The organism is Pedobacter sp. AK013 (assembly GCF_014205835.1).
Taxonomy (GTDB): domain Bacteria; phylum Bacteroidota; class Bacteroidia; order Sphingobacteriales; family Sphingobacteriaceae; genus Pedobacter.
On sequence record NZ_JACHCQ010000022.1, the window covers coordinates 37,132 to 53,938 of the forward strand.

The window sequence follows — 16,807 nt, forward strand, 5'->3', positions numbered from 1 at the left end:
TATCCTTAATTGTTAAAAATAATAGCCCAGCTTTGAGCCCTCTGTACCTTCTCTCTGTGTGCTTTGCGGTAAAAACTAGATTAATCTCGCTTTAAATACTTCAGATTAGGCAAAACCATTGCCGATAAAATCACCACAACACCCACCCACCTTAAAAACGATACCTGCTCCTGCAGTACAAATCCAGCCATCATTACGGCAACAGGTAATTCTGCAGCACTTAAAATAGAACTAATGGCTGTTCCTATCCTTGGCACGCCTTCAGCATAAAATAATGGTGGAATAACCGTACCAAAAACCGAGATAATCAATCCCCATTTCAATAAACTTCCACCCAATGCACCATTAAACAAAAATACTGGTGGGAAAACAATGAAGATCAATATACAGGCACCGCTAATCATCAGGGCACTTTTCTTTAACGGAACATATTCATTTCCGATCCTACCGCTCAATAATAGAAAGCCGGCGTAACAAAGTGCAGCCAGCAAACCGAAACCTATCCCTTTAAGATCCATACTTTCGATACTGGTTTCTGCCATTCCGCTGGCTAAAACCGTTCCGCCTAAAACCAATAAAATAGCCAAAAGCTGTAAGCCTGTCGGTTTCTTTTTAAAGATGAGGTACTCCATTAAAATACTCATCCAGATAAACTGCATCAATAAAATAATGGCAACCGAATTAGGCACCAACTTTACGCACTGGTAATAGAAAATACTCACCAATCCTGTACAGGTACCAGCAATTATCATTTTCCACCAGGGTGTTATGGCAGGCACAGCTTTAGCTTTATAACTGGCGGTTCTGCTTTGAAGGAAAAATAATATCCATAAAATTACGGCGCCGAAAAAAGCTTGAGTACCAGTAACATCGCCTAAGGTATAACCTTCGTGATAAGCCAGTTTAACAAACGTAGAAAGGATACCGAAACTACAGGCGCCCAAAAAAACAAGGAGAATTCCTTTTAACATTTATAACGTATCAAGTATAGAGAATCAAGTACAATTAGCTTTCTAAGCCAGTTGTTGTAAATATTTCTGAATGGTGGTTTCCAAACCTAAATAAAGAGCATCACTGATTAAAGCATGACCAATTGAAACTTCCAATAAACCTGGGATGCTCTGCGCAAAATAATGTAAGTTGTGTAAATCCAAATCGTGCCCCGCATTAATACCCAAACCCACTTTATTGGCATGGTGTGCAGCAGCAATATAACTCACTACCGCCTTTTCGCGGTCGGCAAAATAATTATGGGCATATGCTTCGGTATATAGTTCAATCCGGTCTGTTCCGGTTTCGACAGCACCTTCTACCATTTCTACCACAGGATCAACAAAAATAGAAACACGGATGTCTTCCTTTTGAAAAACAGCAACCATTTCTTTCAGGTAATCTTGATGTTTGATGGTATCCCAGCCGTGGTTTGAAGTAATCTGACCTTCGGCATCAGGCACCAAAGTAACCTGCGCAGGTTTATTGGCCAATACCAGATCAACAAATTTATCTTCCCTACAATTTCCTTCAATATTAAATTCTGTCGCAATAACAGCCTTTAAATCGTACACATCCTGATAGCGGATATGGCGTTCATCAGGGCGTGGATGCACGGTAATTCCCTGTGCGCCGAAACGCTCGCAATCTAATGCAACCTTAACCAGATCAGGATTATTACCCCCGCGACTGTTGCGGAGTGTAGCAATTTTATTGATATTAACCGATAACTTTGTCATGCGACAAAGATAATGCTTTGCCCCTGTTAATCTTAAACCTTAAAAAAATTTGACTTTTTTTTGCTCATATTTGCTTCCTGTAAATGAACTTAAAAGATACCTCCCTATATAGAATTTTAATCGTCCTGATTGCTTTGGTGAGTATATTGGCTCTTTTTGGTGGGGTGATGGAACCCGATTCAGCACTTTATGCATCCATAGCCAAAAATATGGTGTTGCGAAATGATTGGATCAATATTTATGTTCGTGGTGCAGATTGGCTGGATAAACCACATTTAACTTTTTGGCTGGCTGCTGCCTCATTTAAAGTTTTCGGGATTAATGCTTTTGCCTATAAACTTCCGTCTTTTCTGTTCGGATTATTGGGTGCAGGTTACCTTTATAAACTGGCAAAGGATATTTATAGCGAAAAAACTGGGTTAATCAGCGTATTGATTTTTTTAAGTTCGCTGCATATCCTTATTTCCACTTTTGATGTACGTGCCGAGGTTTACATTACCACTTTTACCTTGGCAGCCATTTATCATTATTATAAAGCACACCAAGGTTCTTTCTGGCATATTGTTGCAGGTTCCTTTTTCGCCGCCTGTGCCATTATGATTAAAGGCATATTTGTATTGATTCCTGTTTTTGGAGGTTTCATTATCTATTGGTTATTAACCAGTCAGTTTAAACAGTTATTGAAACCGAAATGGTGGCTGGCCATTGTGCTGATTTTCATTTTTATTATTCCAGAACTATATGCTCTATATGTTCAGTTTGATTTACATCCCGAGAAAGTGGTATTTGGAAAAACTGGCATTTCTGGCTTAAAATTCTTCTTCTGGGATAGCCAATTCGGTCGCTTTTTTAACAGTGGACCGATAAAAGGCAAAGGCGATATTTCATTCTTCCTGCATACCACGCTTTGGGCATTTTTACCCTGGTCGATACTTTTTTATACAGCAGCAGTTAATCTTTTTAAAAAGAAAAACAGAGCCGGTTTACCTGCTCAAAGCATTATCATCTGGACCAGTGCGGCAATTACTTTCCTGTTGTTTTCATTGTCTAAATTTCAGTTGCCACATTATATTTTAATCATTCTCCCACAATTTGCAATTATTACGGCCCTATATGTACAGAAGTTGGAAGGCAAAATTTTAAAGGTATTTTTCATCATTCAAAATGCACTGGCAGTTTTAATCGTTTTGATGTTATCTGCCGTTGCTGTCTTTTTCGGGTTTACCAATAATTACATCGCAGTTGCAATTTTGGTCATTTTATTGGCAGTTTCTTTTTTAATTTTCAAAGGATTAAAAACGGAAACACTAATTGGCCGCACCTTATTAACTTCGGTAGGTTTAATGATATTTCTTTCATCTTTCTTTTATCCCACACTTTTAAAATACGAAGCCGGTATGCAAGCAGGTTTATGGCTGAAAGAAAATTATCCAGGTACAAAACCCATGGTACTTATTTACAGCGACGCATACTCCTTTGATTTTTACGCCGAAGGCGAGCCTAAATATTTCTGGAGTTATGAAGAACTGGAGAAAGTTAATCCAAAAGGATTAATTCTATTTGTTGACAAAAGAGACATAGACAATGTAAGATTTAAGTATGCCGCAAAAATATTACAGGATTTTAGATATTTCCATACGACTAAATTGACGCCAAAATTCTTAAATTCAAACACAAGAGAAGAAGTACTAGAACATTTCTTTCTAATAAAAATACTTTAACTTGATGGATTTATTTTTCCGCATCTTAAAATTTGGATTGACAGGTTTCCTCGGCATGGCGATTGATTTCGGTGCCACTTGGCTATGCAAAGAGAAAATCAGGATAAACAAATATATTTCTAATGCCATCGGTTTTACTTTGGCCGTAACCAATAATTACCTCATTAACCGGGTATGGACATTTCAGAGCACCAATAGCCATTGGGGAACTGAATTCAGCAAATTTTTAGTGGTGAGTTTAATCGGTTTAGGGTTAAATACCTTTATTATTTATCTTTTTCATCAGCGGAAAAACGGAACAAACTTTTACGTGGCGAAGTTTTTTGCAATTGTAATTGTATTTGTATGGAATTTTTTGGCGAATATGTTGTTTACATTTAGGTAAAATACTTTCGAAATGGATCCTGAAACAAGTTCAGGATGACGGTCGGTTCAAAATTTTTATGCAATTTGCGCGGACTAATGAGCTAATGACCACTGAACGATGAACTATTTAAGTAACGTTTTTGCCAATAAAATAGAACACCACAAGCCATATTAATCCTTTAATCAGGAAGAATAAAAACCCAACTAGCCCCACCCGCTTAAACCATAATTTTACTTTTTCTTTGTTCATGGCGATGTTTGTAAAGATAATGGATTTGGCTTAAATTAGAAAGATTTTAAATAAGGAAATATGAAGTTATCTAAACATCTGTTGCTCTTTTTTTTCTCCATTTGCTTGTTCAGCACTCAAGTTTCTGCTCAGAATTTTGATAACCTTAAACGGTATAAGGTAAGTTTTGCCCTGGCAACAGGTGCTAACGAGAAGCTGATTGCATTGAGAAGTTTCTTTGCAAATAATCAAAAATATTTATTACTGGTTAATCCCGAAACCTTAGATACTAAAGTTGATTTAGCAGCTGGTTATACCACAAGCAGCCTTCAGTATTCCAACGTATTAGCCATTTTTAAAAATACAGCATATATTAAATCCCTAGAAGCCGCAGCCGCTAAAGATCTGCAGCTTCAAAATGCAGGGATCGACCACGCCATCCCGAATGAAAAAGGAATTACTTTAACGATCGATCTTTGTCCATCGCACAAGGCTTTGGACAGGATTATTTTTCAGTCTGTTTTCGATGAATTTAAAAAGATAGAACAGCCTGCGCCATTAGCAGTTTCCGTTTCGGGCAAATGGATGCTTAAACATCAGGATGACCTGAACTGGCTGAAAAGCCTAACGGAGAAAAAAGAACTGAACATTACCTGGGTAAACCATACCTACAACCATGAGGTAAATAAGCTGCCACTGGCAGAGAATTTTTTACTCGCACCGGGCACCAATTTAGACGTAGAGGTATTGGAAAACGAAAAACTAATGCTCAAAAATGGATTAACGCCATCGGTATTTTTCCGTTTCCCGGGCTTGGTATCTGATAAGACCATTGTTGAAAAAATTGAAGCCTACGGATTAATTCCGATTGGAAGCGACGCCTGGTTAGCCAAAGGACAACAGCCTAATGCAGGAAGCATTGTACTTATCCACGGTAACGGAAATGAAGAAGTTGGTGTAAAAGATTTCATCCGGTTATTAAAAACTAAACAGGCGGATGTAAAGAACAAACAGTGGTTGCTTTTCGATTTAAGAGAGGGTTTGGAAAAGGAATTTGAATAACCTGCTTTTTAACCGCAAAGGACGCAGAGTGAAGGCGCGGAGCACACAAAGCCCGGTCAAATAGTTTTCGATGATCCAGTTTAGCGCCTCTTTGCGAAAAGCTTTGTGTTCTTTGCGGTAAAACTACTTCTTAACCGGCAATAACTTTATTTCTTTTGCTTTAAAGCGGTTATTTACAATCTCGCCGGTAACTTCTGCTTTACTTACGGCATTACAAAAACCATGCTCGCCATGGGCATCGCCAAAATCGTCAATACCTTTTCCATCCACAAAATAAGATTTACCATCTATTTTCACAGCTAATTCGCAATCTTTACCTTTCATTTTAAACTGGCATTCGCCACAGGCAATATCTACCGTTTGTTTGGTAATTACTTTTGCTGTTTCAGCTTTTTTAGGTGTGGTTTGAGCATTCGCAGAAACTGCAAATACGCCAAGAATTAAAGCAAATATTAACTTTTTCATTATACCTTCTTTTTTCAAATGTAAGTTTTCAAAAACAAAAGGACTACAATTCTTTGTAAAATAAACCTGATGGGAACGAACATCCCGATTCTTCCATCGGGATAAAGTGTACAGCAGGGCTGAAGCCTCCGAAGAGCAATGAACGTCCGTTTTCAAAAAAACAACTGGAAACGCCCCGCCTTACAGGCACCCGTCGGGGAGTGGAAAAAAAAGGGATATGCAAATCTGCACATCCCTTCGATATTATGGTATTTAATTAACTGCTAATTAAAAACTGTAAACTGAATTAGTACCTGTATGTATCTGCTTTGAAAGGACCTTCTACCGGTACGCCAATATAATCAGCCTGGTGTTGATCCAAAACATCTAACTCTACACCGATTTTTTCTAAGTGTAAACGGGCAACTTTTTCATCTAAATGTTTAGGCAAAGTATATACCTTGTTTTCGTAAGCGCCAGTGTTGGTCCAAAGCTCTAATTGAGCTAAAGTTTGGTTGGTGAATGAATTACTCATTACAAAACTTGGGTGACCAGTTGCGCAACCTAAGTTAACCAAACGACCTTCGGCTAAGATAATTACATCTTTACCATCGATGGTATATTTATCAACCTGAGGTTTAATTTCAACTTTAGTATCGCCATAAGCACCGTTTAGCCAAGCCATATCGATTTCGTTATCGAAGTGACCGATGTTACAAACAATCGCTTTATCTTTTAATGCTCTGAAGTGTTGTTCGCGAACAATATCACAGTTACCGGTAGTAGTTACTACGATATCTGCTTCTTTAATGGCATTAGCCAGTTTTTTAACTTCGTAACCTTCCATTGCAGCCTGTAAAGCACAGATCGGATCAATTTCGGTAACAATAACGCGTACACCTTGTGAGCTTAAAGATTCTGCAGAACCTTTACCCACATCACCATAACCACAAACAACAGCCACTTTACCAGCCATCATTACATCGGTAGCACGACGGATTGCATCAACCAATGATTCGCGGCAACCGTATTTATTATCGAATTTAGATTTTGTAACAGAATCGTTTACGTTGATTGCAGGTAAGTGCAAGGTTCCGTTTTTCATTCTTTCGTACAAACGGTGAACGCCAGTTGTAGTTTCTTCTGATAAACCTTTAATGCCTGCAATTAGCTCAGGATATTTATCGAAAACCATATTGGTTAAATCGCCACCATCATCCAAAATCATGTTTAATGGTTGTTGCTCCGGACCGAAGTGTAAAGTTTGTTCTATACACCAATCGAATTCTTCTTCATTTAAGCCTTTCCAAGCATAAACCTGAATACCCGCAGCAGCGATTGCAGCAGCAGCATGATCTTGTGTAGAGAAAATATTGCAAGATGACCAGGTAACTTCTGCACCAAGGGCCACTAATGTTTCAATTAATACAGCCGTTTGGATGGTCATGTGCAGACAGCCTGCAATACGCGCACCTTTTAACGGTTGTGTTGGACCGAATTCTTTGCGTAAACTCATTAAACCTGGCATTTCTGCTTCGGCTAATTCGATTTCTTTACGGCCCCATTCTGCCAGTGAAATATCCTTAACTTTGTAAGGGATATAAGAAGTCTCTACTGATGACATAATTATTTGTTTTAAAATGAAATGCAAAGTTACGGCATAGCTTTGTCAAACCCAAATAATTAAAGGGTAAGCGGGTTGGAGGATTGTAAAATCTCTAAGTTTATAATAAGAATCTCATTATTAAGCAAAACCGTGCTTTAAAAAGATAATAATTCATTTGAAAAGCAAATCCTGCAGTTCTTAGGTCGGGTTCAGCCCTGTCATACATTATAACTCCAATGAAGAATCGGAGGCTGCCGTTCCCATAAGGTTTAGATCACATAAAACTGTGCTGCGTTTGTAAAGCTGAGATCAACCTAAAACAAAACTTTGATTTACAGCTAATTATTTCTTAAATTGTTATAACCAAATTAAGTTTTATGAAAAGCGTAAAACACTTGTTAGATACCAAACAGGTACGGATTATCTCGGTATCAGAAAATATTTCTGTTTTAGATGCTTTAAAAGTAATGACAGAAAAGAACATCAGCGCAGTATTGGTCATGGAGAACGACCGGCTACATGGCATTTTTACGGAACGCGATTATGCCAGAAAAATCATCCTTCAGGGCAAATCATCAAAAGACACCTTAATTAAAGAAGCCATGACGGCCAGCCCGATCACCATTACTTTAAGCGACAGTATCGATTATTGCATGGAGCTGATGACCGATAAACACATCCGCCATTTACCAATTGTAGAAAACGATGAGGTAAAAGGAATGGTTTCGATCGGCGATGTGGTGAAGTTTATCATCGCAGACCAGAAACAGACCATTTCACAATTGGAAAGCTATATTAGTGGGTAGTGCTAATTATACCATACATTTGATCGGATCATTCTGCAAATAAACTGAGTTCCGTCATTCGAGCGGAGCGCAGTGAAGTCGAGAAATCATTACTTCCACCTCCACTCACCAGCAATACTCAAAGGCTCCTTTAAGTTTTGAGATTCCAAGAAAGCCCTTAACTCTTCTTCGCCCTGAACACCAACGGGAATTTTCGGTGTATTGGCTAAGGCATAAGTTAACATGGCGCTGTAACGTACTGTATTTTTAAGTTCCTGCTCGTCAACCAGTTTAAAGCTATCGCCATCTGAGTGATAAAATGGGCCAGAATTGTTTGGCAGTTTACCACCAAAACCACCGCCAGTGGGAATACCTTCCAGCATAAACGGCTGATGATCGCTATGCAACCCTGCACCGGCATTAAACAGGTTTTTGAAACCAGTATCTATTTTTACGATATCGGCTCCCCAGGCCGTAAACAAATCTTTCATTTCTGTTCTTGAAGTAGAAAAACCTTTCGGGTCGTTGGTCATGTCGTAATTCAACATAAACTTTACCTGGTTTAAGGTTTTGTCCTTTTTAGCCTGATTGATATAAGCTTTAGAGCCTAATAAACCTTGTTCTTCACCCATAAAAAGCACAAATTCTACAGTACGTTTAGTTTTTAGATTCAGCTTTTTAAAAGTCCGTGCCATATCCATAATGGCGAAAGAGCCGATACCATTATCGATGGCACCGGTTGCCAAATCCCAGCTATCCAAATGTCCACCAACTACAATTTTATCTTTGGGCAATTCAGTTCCTTTAAAAGTAGCCACTACGTTTCTAGCTTTGATCAAACCCGAGAAATTAGTCATAGCGATGTGGGCAATCTGCGGCTGCGACTTAATTTTCTCTCTTAAAGCCATTCCATCCTCCAAGCCAATGCAAATAGCAGGAATAGAGATCAACTTGCCTGTTACCGAAGCGGTTCCAGTTAAAAGCACACCATCTTTTACCGTATTAATGATAATTACACCAATGGCACCATATTTTGTGGCTATGGCGGTCTTTTCTGAGCGGTGCAATGATTTTGTTCCTGCAGGAGAACCTGGTAATACCCCTAAATAAATCAGGGCAATTTTACCTTTAAACTTTTCGGGGCTGGCCTGATAATCTACCTCAAGCCCATTACCCGCATCAACAATATCTCCGGTAACATCCGCACTCACTGGCGAATGTGCCAGCGTAACAGCTTTCATTTTGGTCAGGCTGTTTTTATCATTACCAATTTCTACACTGATGGTTTTTCTGGCCCAACTTTCTACTTCGAAAGGTTGAAATTTCACCTCGCAGCCATAAGATTTTAATAAATCAAAAGCATATTGCTCAGCCTTTGCTCCATTTGCAGAGCCTGTTAAACGGTGACCGATGGTTTCGGTTTCATATTTAAGGGTTTGATAAGCTTTGGAGTTTTGTTGTACATCAGCATTAATTTTAGCAAAAACATCGCCGAATTTATCTTGTGCATTAGCAAGCAAAGTGGTACAAATAAGCGCGGTAGAGAAAAGGTATTTCATTAAGTTTAGTTTATCTGCTGAAAATACAAATTTTCGGTAGAGATTGCCAGCTGTAACGTTTATTTTGCTTTTGTAAATGCCATTTTAAAAGCCAGCCCCATTAACACACTTGCCATAAACCATTTCTGAACTTTAACCCATTTTGGACTTTTGGCAAAAAACACCGCTACTTTTGAAGCAGAAAGAACAATGATTAAGTTAACTGTAAAGCTCACTAAAACCTGAGTAATACCGAGCTGCAAACTTTGGGTCATAACAGAACCATATTCAGATTTTATAAATTGAGGAAAAAACGACAGATAGAACACTGCCACTTTGGGGTTTAGTACATTGGTTAAAAAACCAATACTGAATAGCTTAGACGGTTTATCGTGCGGCAAATTTTGTGGACTTTCAAAAATACTTTTACTGTTTGGTTTTACCGCTTGGTAGGCCAAATATAACAGGTATAATACACCAAAAACCTTCAAAGTATCATAAGCATAAGGCACTGCAAAAAGCACTGCTGTTAAACCAAAAGATACCATCACAATGTGGAAAAGGAAACCACAGAGCACACCAGCCAAGGAAATTAGCCCAGCCTGTTTACCTTGGATTATAGACCTGGAAATGAGGTATAACATGTTTGGACCAGGGCTCACAACCAAAACCAATGCCGCCAAAGAAAAAATAAGTAAATTACTGAAAGGTATCATAATGTATAAAGTTAGCTATGTAGGGCCAGCATTTTGGTGTTGCAAATAACTAGTGTAGCAAAGGAATAAATTAGTTAGATAAAATGCAAAGCCAAAAAATGAAATTTATGCCTCTTGCCTCAGCTTGACATGCAGCTTAGGTTTTTTAGAATAATTTTAGTGGCAAACATTTCAAATGGTAATCCTAAGGTTGTGCATGCACTGTTTTCTTTGGAAAAACCAGCGAGGCTACAATGCTGATTACCAAAATACTTAAAATTACAATAAGCGAATGTTCCGTGGTGAAACCCCATTTTTCCAGATAGGTATGCCCTAACATTTTTATACCGATAAAAGCCAATAAAAATGCTAAACCTGTTTTTAGATAATGGAATTTATGAATAATGTTAACCAATAAAAAGAACATGGAGCGCAAGCCCATGATGGCAAAAATATTAGAAAAGAATACAATGTAAGGATCTTTGGTTACTGCAAAAATAGCTGGTATAGAATCTACCGCGAATAATAGATCGGTAAATTCAACAATTAGCAGCACCAAAAATAATGGCGTAACCAGTGTTTTATGGTTAATTTTTACAAAGAATTTTTTGCCCTCATATTTGGGGTGGATAGAAAATATTTTCGAGGCCCATTTTACCACAGGGTGATTTTCCGGATCAATCTTATCATCTTCATCTTTACTGAAAAACATTTTTATGCCCGTAAAAACAAGGAAAGCGCCAAACAAATAGAGTATCCAGGCAAATTTTGCAATTAGTGCTGCACCAACAAAGATGAAGATAAAACGCATGATAATGGCACCCAAAATGCCCCAGAATAATACGCGGTGGTAATATTTTTCTTCAACGGCAAAGGCAGAAAAAACGAGCACAATCACAAAGATATTATCTACCGAAAGCGCATATTCAATAACATAACCAGTTAAAAATTCGAGGCCAAGGTTTTGTTTATAAACCGCTAAACTGCCTTCAAAATCATTAGGAATTAATTTAATATGGTGCTGGTGCTGTATTACAATTTGTTGCAGGTGTGCAAAATCCTTTATTCCATGTAGTTGGTGCCCCTCTGTTAACAGGATAAAGTAAAAGCCGATTGCCAAAGCCACCATAATTAAACTCATTACTCCAGCCTGTTTTAAGCTTATCACATGTTCTTTCCTGCTAAAAAGACCAAGATCCAAAGCAAGAATCAACACAATAAAAAGAAGAAAACCTAAGCTAAAAAGTAATTCGTTACCCATTATTTTTTACGTTCAGTGGTATACAGTACAAGTTGTTCTAAACCAGTGCGTGCTTCGCCTGCCTCAAAACTGTGCAGAATATCAAATGCTGAATGCTGGTACTCCAACATTTTCTCATTGGCATAATACACACCTTGGTGGGCATTTACGAAATCAATAATCTGTTGTATTTTAACGGGATCATCCTGATGGTTTTTCACCAGGTTAATCATTTTTTTACGTTCTGTTTTATCCGCTTTATTTAGGGCATAAATTAAAGGCAAGGTTACTTTCTTTTCCTTAATATCAATCCCCAAAGGTTTGCCAACATCATCGGTTCCAAAATCGAAGGTGTCATCTTTAATCTGAAAGGCAATCCCAACTTTTTCGCCAAATAAGCGCATTTTTTCTATCGTTGCATCATCAGCACCCGCCGAAGCAGCACCCGCAGCACAACAAGACGCAATTAAAGAAGCGGTTTTCTGACGAATCACATCAAAATATAAGTCTTCCGAAATATCCATCCTCCTTACCTTTTCTACCTGCAACAACTCACCCTCGCTCATTTGCTTCACCGCTTCTGATACAATCTGTAACAAACGGTGCTCGTTATTGTTTACTGAAAGTAGTAATCCCTTGGCCAGTAGGTAATCGCCAACCAAAACGGCAATTTTATTTTTCCATAAAGCATTGATAGAAAAAAAGCCGCGGCGTTCGTATGCATTATCTACCACATCATCATGCACCAAAGTAGCGGTATGTAAAAGCTCAACCAAGGCAGCCCCACGGTGGGTTGATTCTGTAATTCCACCGCACAGTTTAGCTGCAAAAAATACGAACATAGGCCGCATTTGTTTACCTTTTTGCTTTACAATATAATGGGTAATCCTATCCAGCAACGGTGCGTCGCTATGCATCGATTCTTTAAAGGTTTTTTCAAACGCTTTAATATCAGCAGCTATAGGTGTTTTTATCTGTTCGATTCCCGGCATTAAGTCGAAAAATTTTGATTGCAAACTTAAGCTAATTTCCCATAAAAAGATAATGTGTATTCGTATTATTAAGGATTTGAAAAGCGATAACAGCAATCCTTAACATCTTTACTCCTGCTTTTGCCCATAGGCCTCGCCCTCATGCTTCGGCCTGTAGGCTATTTGGCGCTATCAGGTTCAATATTATGGGGTAGTGCAGGTAAAGTCTCCTCGAAGCGATAATTAATTCATCTAAAAATTAGCTTTATTTAAATTCAAATTTTACATTTAAACCAATATTTAATGGCATGAAAAAACGCTACAAAGTACTTATCGGCCTTTCGGCATTAATTGTTGCAGGTTACTTATTGGGGCCAAAACCCAAAAAGCCGATTTACAATGAAGAACTTATACAGGTTCCAGATCTGGAAGATTTAGACCGTTATGTTGCCAGTATCGAATCGATGCATAAGATAAAACCAGGCAACGAAGCAGAAATCATCTGGGCCGATACCCTTCATCAGCAAACCGAGTATGCCATTGTGTATTTACATGGCTTTTCAGCATCAAAAACTGAAGGCAACCCGGTATATTTAAATTTAGCCAAAAAATTAAATGCCAATTTATATCTGGCACGCTTAGCCGACCATGGTATAGATACACTTGCGCCCATGCAATATTTTACTGCCGACCGCCTTTGGGAAACCAGTAAACAGGCCTATGCCATCGGTAAAAAACTGGGCAAAAAAGTAATTTTAGTAGGCACTTCTACTGGTGGAACTGTCGCGTTAAAGTTAGCGGCCACCTATCCTGAAATCAACAGTTTAATTTTATTGTCGCCCAATGTGGCTATTAATGATAAAAATGCCTGGCTTTTGAATAATCCATGGGGCTTACAGATTGCCAGAAAAGTTGTGGGTGGCGATGAACGTAAAGTAGACGACCGCACCGACGAATACAAGAAATACTGGTACACCAATTACCGCCTCGAATCGTTAGTAGAACTAGAAGAATTTATTGAGAGCAGTATGGTGAAAAAAACTTTCCAAAAAGTAAAGCAACCAGTTTTAATGCTTTACTATTACAAAAATGAACTCGAACAGGATCCCGTTGTTCGGGTAGACGCCATGCTGAAAATGTTTGATGAACTGGGTACACCGAGTAATTTAAAAAGAAAAGTAGCTATCCCCAATGCCGGGAACCATGTAATGGGATCGTATATTACCTCGAAAGATTTGCCGGGTGTGGAAAAGGCGATTGAAAGCTTTGTGGGAAGTACTTTGAAGGTACCCGCTCACTGATCTAGTCATATCAGTGGGATCGTCACCCTGAATTTATTTCAGGGTCTATTTTAGGAAAGATGCTGAAACAAGTTCAGCATGACATTGTGTTAGGCAATAAGGCTAAAAATCAACACCAATATATGTTAATCGAACGCCGTCTTATAGACTTACAAGTTTTTCCATCGCTAATCCCCTGGCTAAACTTCGGAAGAAATTTAACTCAGAATATTCTTCACAATCATTTCAGCGTGCACCCTTGAGTTTTCGATAAAAAGTTTGTGCGTATCCAATCCACCACAAACCACGCCAGCCAAATACAATCCTTTTACGTTGGTTTCCATGGTTTCTTCGTTGTAGGCAGGGCAAAGGCTTTCGGGCAGGTCAATACCGAATTTTCTTAACATCGAAAAATCTGGCTGATAGCCAGTCATGGCAATTACAAAATCATTTGGAATGGTTTTTATTCCTTCTGGCGTTTTAATATCTACTTCGCCTTCCCTTATTTCAACCAGTTCTGAATTGAAAAGTGCTTTAACTTCACCTTCTTTAATCCTATTCTGAATATCTGGGCGCACCCAATATTTAACATGTGGACCGAGATCGTTACTGCGTACTACCATGGTTACATTCGCACCCTTGCGGTAGGTTTCTAAGGCAGCATCAACCCCCGAGTTATTGGCACCAACAACTACTACATCCTGAAAGGCATATAAATGTGGGTCTTTATAATAATGTGTTACTTTTGGCAAATCCTCTCCTGGAACGTTCATCACTAAAGGCACATCATAAAAGCCAGTGGCTACAATTACATTGTTAGCGGTATAGTTGGTTTTAGAAGTATTGATTTCGAAAATATTGCTATCGTTTTTAATTACCTGCTGTACCCTTTCAAAAAGATGGATGTTTAAATCGAATTTTTCGGCTACTCGGCGATAGTATTCAACGGCTTCATTTCTGTTAGGCTTCGGATTAATGGTTACAAAAGGTACCCCTCCAATTTCTAACTTTTGAGAAGTAGAAAAGAAGGTCATAAATACAGGATAATTGAACAAACTGTTCACCAATGCACCTTTTTCTACAATTACATAGCTTAAGTTCGCTTTTTTTGCCTCTATTGCACAAGCCATCCCTATCGGGCCAGCACCTATAATTAATATGTCGTAATGATTTTGATTTGCCAAACTAGTTATATCTTAGGTTGTCATTCTGAACCTGTCGAAGAACCTTGATTGCATTTCGACAAGCTCAATGTGACGGGTGCTTTTATTATACCTTCATTGCTTTACTTGGGCAGGCGAAATCGGTTCTTTTTAAACCAGTATTTTTAATTGCACCGTAACCGCCCGCAACATCAATTACATTTTCTACTCCACGCGATTTTAAAATAGAGGTGGCTATCATCGAGCGGTAACCACCTGCACAGTGAATGTAATAAGTAGCTTTTGGATTGATCTCACCGGTCCAGTCGTTAATAAAATCTAACGGACGGCTCAGCGTAAACTCTAGGTGTTCTGCTTCGTATTCACCTGGTTTACGCACATCAAGTGCTGTAATTTCTCCGGTAAGGCTAGCTTGTTCAAATGCTTCTGCAGAGATTGATTCAATGGTATCGATTTCTTTGCCAGCATCTGTCCATCTTTCGAAACCACCGTCTAAATAACCAATAGTACTATCATATCCTACACGGGTTAAGCGGGTAATGGTTTCCTCTTCCTTACCTTTATCAGTAATGAGTAAAATTGGTTGCTGTAAATCGGTAATCAAAGCACCAACCCAAGGTGCAAACTGGCCGTTAAGGCCAATATTTATTGAATTTGGAATAAAACCTTTGGCAAAAACCTGCGGATCGCGCGTGTCGAGCATAATAGCCCCTGTTTGGTTTGCAGTAGCTTCAAATTGCTGCGGTGTTAAGGCATTTAAACCTTTCTCGTAAACCTCATCAATACTTTCTACACCACCTTTATTAATGGCCGCATTTTTTGCAAAATATTGTGGCGGTGGCAAAATACCATCTGTTACCTCGGCAATAAACTGTTCTTTTGTTTCGGCTTTTAAAGCGTAATTAACCTCCTTCTGATGTCCTAAAGTGTCGAAAGTTTCTTTACTCATACTTTTACCACAGGCAGAACCTGCCCCATGCGCCGGGTAAACGATTACATCATCAGCTAAGGGTTTTATTTTTTCATTTAACGAATCGTAAAGCATTCCGGCTAAATCTTCCATTGTTAAATGACCTTTCTGCGCTAAATCAGGTCGACCAACATCACCAATAAATAAGGTATCGCCACTAAAAATGCAATAATCTTTTCCATTTTCATCGCTTAGTAGGTAAGTTGTCGATTCTAAAGTATGCCCCGGTGTATGCAAGGCGGTAATCGTTACGTTTCCGATTTTAAACTGTTCGCCATCTTTAGCAATGTGCGATTTAAATTCGGTTTTAGCAGTTGGGCCGTAAATAATTTCGGCACCAGATTTCTCTGCCAGATCTACATGCCCGGAAACAAAATCGGCATGAAAATGTGTTTCAAAAATATATTTAATGGTAGCGCCAGTTTTTTCCGCTTTCTTTAAATACGTGGCAACTTCTCTCAAAGGATCAATAATTGCAGCTTCACCGTTACTTTCGATGTAATAAGCGGCTTCTGCCAGGCAACCTGTATATATTTGTTCTATTTTCATGTCTTCTTCGCAACGTCACCTTGTCCCGATTTTATTATTGAGATCAGTTCTTACCAGAAAGATACTGAAACAAGTTCAGCATGACGAGTCTATTACAGCAAAAATAGGGCTAAATAATTATAACCGAAATGATGTTAGTCATAATTGCAGAAGTTTTACTTATTGGGATTCAGCGCTCATAGGTTTGCAAAACATAAGGTCTAAGAAAATCCTTAACTGAAAACTGTAAATTGCTAGCCGCAAACTGATTTGGGCGTTACCCAAGCTACGCAAGGGTCGGGCTTTTCAGGGCTGCGCTTCGCTCCGGTACCGATGAAAAATCGGCACTGAACCCTTACAATCCCTAACGCAAAAACCCACCGTTTTAAACAAAGTTAGCAGGTTTTTGAAATTCGTTGGTCGAGATCTGCAATCTCGACCTTGTTGGCCTTAAAGATTACAAATCTTTAGTTCTGTAG

At 38.7% G+C, this 16,807-nt stretch carries 15 protein-coding genes; 5 read left to right on the forward strand and 10 right to left on the reverse strand.

Going from position 1 to position 16,807, the window contains the following annotated elements:
- Nucleotides 1–80 precede the first annotated feature (80 nt).
- Together HDC90_RS15230 and HDC90_RS15235 are read right to left on the reverse strand one after the other, a co-directional pair.
- Complete coding sequence (locus HDC90_RS15230) at nucleotides 81–971, reverse strand: DMT family transporter (RefSeq protein WP_184467808.1); 891 nt, start codon at nucleotides 969–971, stop codon at nucleotides 81–83.
- Nucleotides 972–1,013: 42 nt separating this feature from the next.
- The gene (locus HDC90_RS15235; protein WP_184467810.1) at nucleotides 1,014–1,730 is read right to left on the reverse strand and encodes a pyridoxine 5'-phosphate synthase; all 717 of its coding nucleotides are present in this window, start codon (nucleotides 1,728–1,730) and stop codon (nucleotides 1,014–1,016) included.
- 83 nt (nucleotides 1,731–1,813) lie between these two features.
- Here HDC90_RS15235 and HDC90_RS15240 point away from each other — a divergent pair, with 83 nt between their 5' ends.
- The 3 genes from HDC90_RS15240 to HDC90_RS15250 all read left to right on the forward strand — a co-directional run bounded on the left by HDC90_RS15240 (nucleotide 1,814) and on the right by HDC90_RS15250 (nucleotide 5,108).
- The gene (locus tag HDC90_RS15240; RefSeq protein ID WP_184467812.1) at nucleotides 1,814–3,451 is read left to right on the forward strand and encodes a glycosyltransferase family 39 protein; all 1,638 of its coding nucleotides are present in this window, start codon (nucleotides 1,814–1,816) and stop codon (nucleotides 3,449–3,451) included.
- 4 nt (nucleotides 3,452–3,455) lie between these two features.
- Nucleotides 3,456–3,836, forward strand: coding sequence for a GtrA family protein (locus HDC90_RS15245; RefSeq protein ID WP_184467814.1), 381 nt, complete (start codon nucleotides 3,456–3,458; stop codon nucleotides 3,834–3,836).
- 291 nt (nucleotides 3,837–4,127) lie between these two features.
- A complete protein-coding gene (locus HDC90_RS15250; protein ID WP_184467816.1) occupies nucleotides 4,128–5,108 on the forward strand; it encodes a polysaccharide deacetylase in 981 nt (326 codons plus the stop codon).
- A gap of 123 nt (nucleotides 5,109–5,231) precedes the next feature.
- Here the strand turns inward: HDC90_RS15250 and HDC90_RS15255 are convergent, their stop codons facing one another.
- Nucleotides 5,232–5,573 carry a DUF6370 family protein gene (locus HDC90_RS15255; protein ID WP_184467818.1) on the reverse strand — a complete coding sequence of 114 codons (342 nt, stop codon included), beginning with the start codon at nucleotides 5,571–5,573 and terminating at the stop codon, nucleotides 5,232–5,234.
- Nucleotides 5,574–5,859: 286 nt separating this feature from the next.
- Nucleotides 5,860–7,176, reverse strand: coding sequence for an adenosylhomocysteinase (ahcY, locus tag HDC90_RS15260; RefSeq protein ID WP_184467820.1), 1,317 nt, complete (start codon nucleotides 7,174–7,176; stop codon nucleotides 5,860–5,862).
- 359 nt (nucleotides 7,177–7,535) lie between these two features.
- Here ahcY and HDC90_RS15265 point away from each other — a divergent pair, with 359 nt between their 5' ends.
- A complete protein-coding gene (locus tag HDC90_RS15265) occupies nucleotides 7,536–7,964 on the forward strand; it encodes a CBS domain-containing protein (protein WP_184467823.1) in 429 nt (142 codons plus the stop codon).
- An 89-nt stretch (nucleotides 7,965–8,053) separates the two neighbouring features.
- Here HDC90_RS15265 and HDC90_RS15270 read toward each other — a convergent pair whose 3' ends face one another.
- From HDC90_RS15270 to HDC90_RS15285, 4 genes are all read right to left on the reverse strand, one after another.
- Nucleotides 8,054–9,502, reverse strand: a complete 1,449-nt coding sequence (locus tag HDC90_RS15270) for a M28 family peptidase (protein WP_184467825.1) — start codon at nucleotides 9,500–9,502, stop codon at nucleotides 8,054–8,056.
- Between the two features lie 59 nt (nucleotides 9,503–9,561).
- Entirely contained in the window at nucleotides 9,562–10,197 is a 636-nt protein-coding gene (locus HDC90_RS15275) for a LysE family translocator (protein ID WP_184467827.1), read from the reverse strand.
- Nucleotides 10,198–10,381: 184 nt separating this feature from the next.
- Complete coding sequence (locus tag HDC90_RS15280; RefSeq protein ID WP_184467829.1) at nucleotides 10,382–11,437, reverse strand: TerC family protein; 1,056 nt, start codon at nucleotides 11,435–11,437, stop codon at nucleotides 10,382–10,384.
- Nucleotides 11,437–12,408 (reverse strand): polyprenyl synthetase family protein, encoded by a 972-nt coding sequence (locus tag HDC90_RS15285; protein ID WP_184467831.1) that lies wholly within the window; start codon nucleotides 12,406–12,408, stop codon nucleotides 11,437–11,439. Before HDC90_RS15285 ends, HDC90_RS15280 begins: the two co-directional genes overlap by 1 nt.
- A 287-nt stretch (nucleotides 12,409–12,695) precedes the next feature.
- Between HDC90_RS15285 and HDC90_RS15290 the strand changes: the two genes are divergently transcribed.
- A complete protein-coding gene (locus tag HDC90_RS15290; protein WP_184467833.1) occupies nucleotides 12,696–13,688 on the forward strand; it encodes a carboxylesterase in 993 nt (330 codons plus the stop codon).
- Between the two features lie 197 nt (nucleotides 13,689–13,885).
- Here HDC90_RS15290 and HDC90_RS15295 read toward each other — a convergent pair whose 3' ends face one another.
- Together HDC90_RS15295 and HDC90_RS15300 are read right to left on the reverse strand one after the other, a co-directional pair.
- On the reverse strand, nucleotides 13,886–14,851 hold the full coding sequence (locus HDC90_RS15295; RefSeq protein WP_184467835.1) for a YpdA family putative bacillithiol disulfide reductase: 966 nt from the start codon (nucleotides 14,849–14,851) through the stop codon (nucleotides 13,886–13,888).
- A gap of 85 nt (nucleotides 14,852–14,936) precedes the next feature.
- Entirely contained in the window at nucleotides 14,937–16,349 is a 1,413-nt protein-coding gene (locus HDC90_RS15300) for a rhodanese-like domain-containing protein (protein WP_184467836.1), read from the reverse strand.
- Between the last annotated feature and the right edge of the window lie 458 nt (nucleotides 16,350–16,807).

Bases quoted from the DNA above. Each gene is read 5' to 3' on its own strand.
- HDC90_RS15230 (WP_184467808.1), bottom strand. From the start codon at position 971: ATGTTAAAAGGAATTCTCCTTGTTTTTTTGGGCGCCTGTAGTTTCGGT.
- HDC90_RS15235 (WP_184467810.1), bottom strand. From the start codon at position 1,730: ATGACAAAGTTATCGGTTAATATCAATAAAATTGCTACACTCCGCAAC.
- HDC90_RS15240 (WP_184467812.1), top strand. From the start codon at position 1,814: ATGAACTTAAAAGATACCTCCCTATATAGAATTTTAATCGTCCTGATT.
- HDC90_RS15245 (WP_184467814.1), top strand. From the start codon at position 3,456: ATGGATTTATTTTTCCGCATCTTAAAATTTGGATTGACAGGTTTCCTC.
- HDC90_RS15250 (WP_184467816.1), top strand. From the start codon at position 4,128: ATGAAGTTATCTAAACATCTGTTGCTCTTTTTTTTCTCCATTTGCTTG.
- HDC90_RS15255 (WP_184467818.1), bottom strand. From the start codon at position 5,573: ATGAAAAAGTTAATATTTGCTTTAATTCTTGGCGTATTTGCAGTTTCT.
- ahcY (WP_184467820.1), bottom strand. From the start codon at position 7,176: ATGTCATCAGTAGAGACTTCTTATATCCCTTACAAAGTTAAGGATATT.
- HDC90_RS15265 (WP_184467823.1), top strand. From the start codon at position 7,536: ATGAAAAGCGTAAAACACTTGTTAGATACCAAACAGGTACGGATTATC.
- HDC90_RS15270 (WP_184467825.1), bottom strand. From the start codon at position 9,502: ATGAAATACCTTTTCTCTACCGCGCTTATTTGTACCACTTTGCTTGCT.
- HDC90_RS15275 (WP_184467827.1), bottom strand. From the start codon at position 10,197: ATGATACCTTTCAGTAATTTACTTATTTTTTCTTTGGCGGCATTGGTT.
- HDC90_RS15280 (WP_184467829.1), bottom strand. From the start codon at position 11,437: ATGGGTAACGAATTACTTTTTAGCTTAGGTTTTCTTCTTTTTATTGTG.
- HDC90_RS15285 (WP_184467831.1), bottom strand. From the start codon at position 12,408: ATGCCGGGAATCGAACAGATAAAAACACCTATAGCTGCTGATATTAAA.
- HDC90_RS15290 (WP_184467833.1), top strand. From the start codon at position 12,696: ATGAAAAAACGCTACAAAGTACTTATCGGCCTTTCGGCATTAATTGTT.
- HDC90_RS15300 (WP_184467836.1), bottom strand. From the start codon at position 16,349: ATGAAAATAGAACAAATATATACAGGTTGCCTGGCAGAAGCCGCTTAT.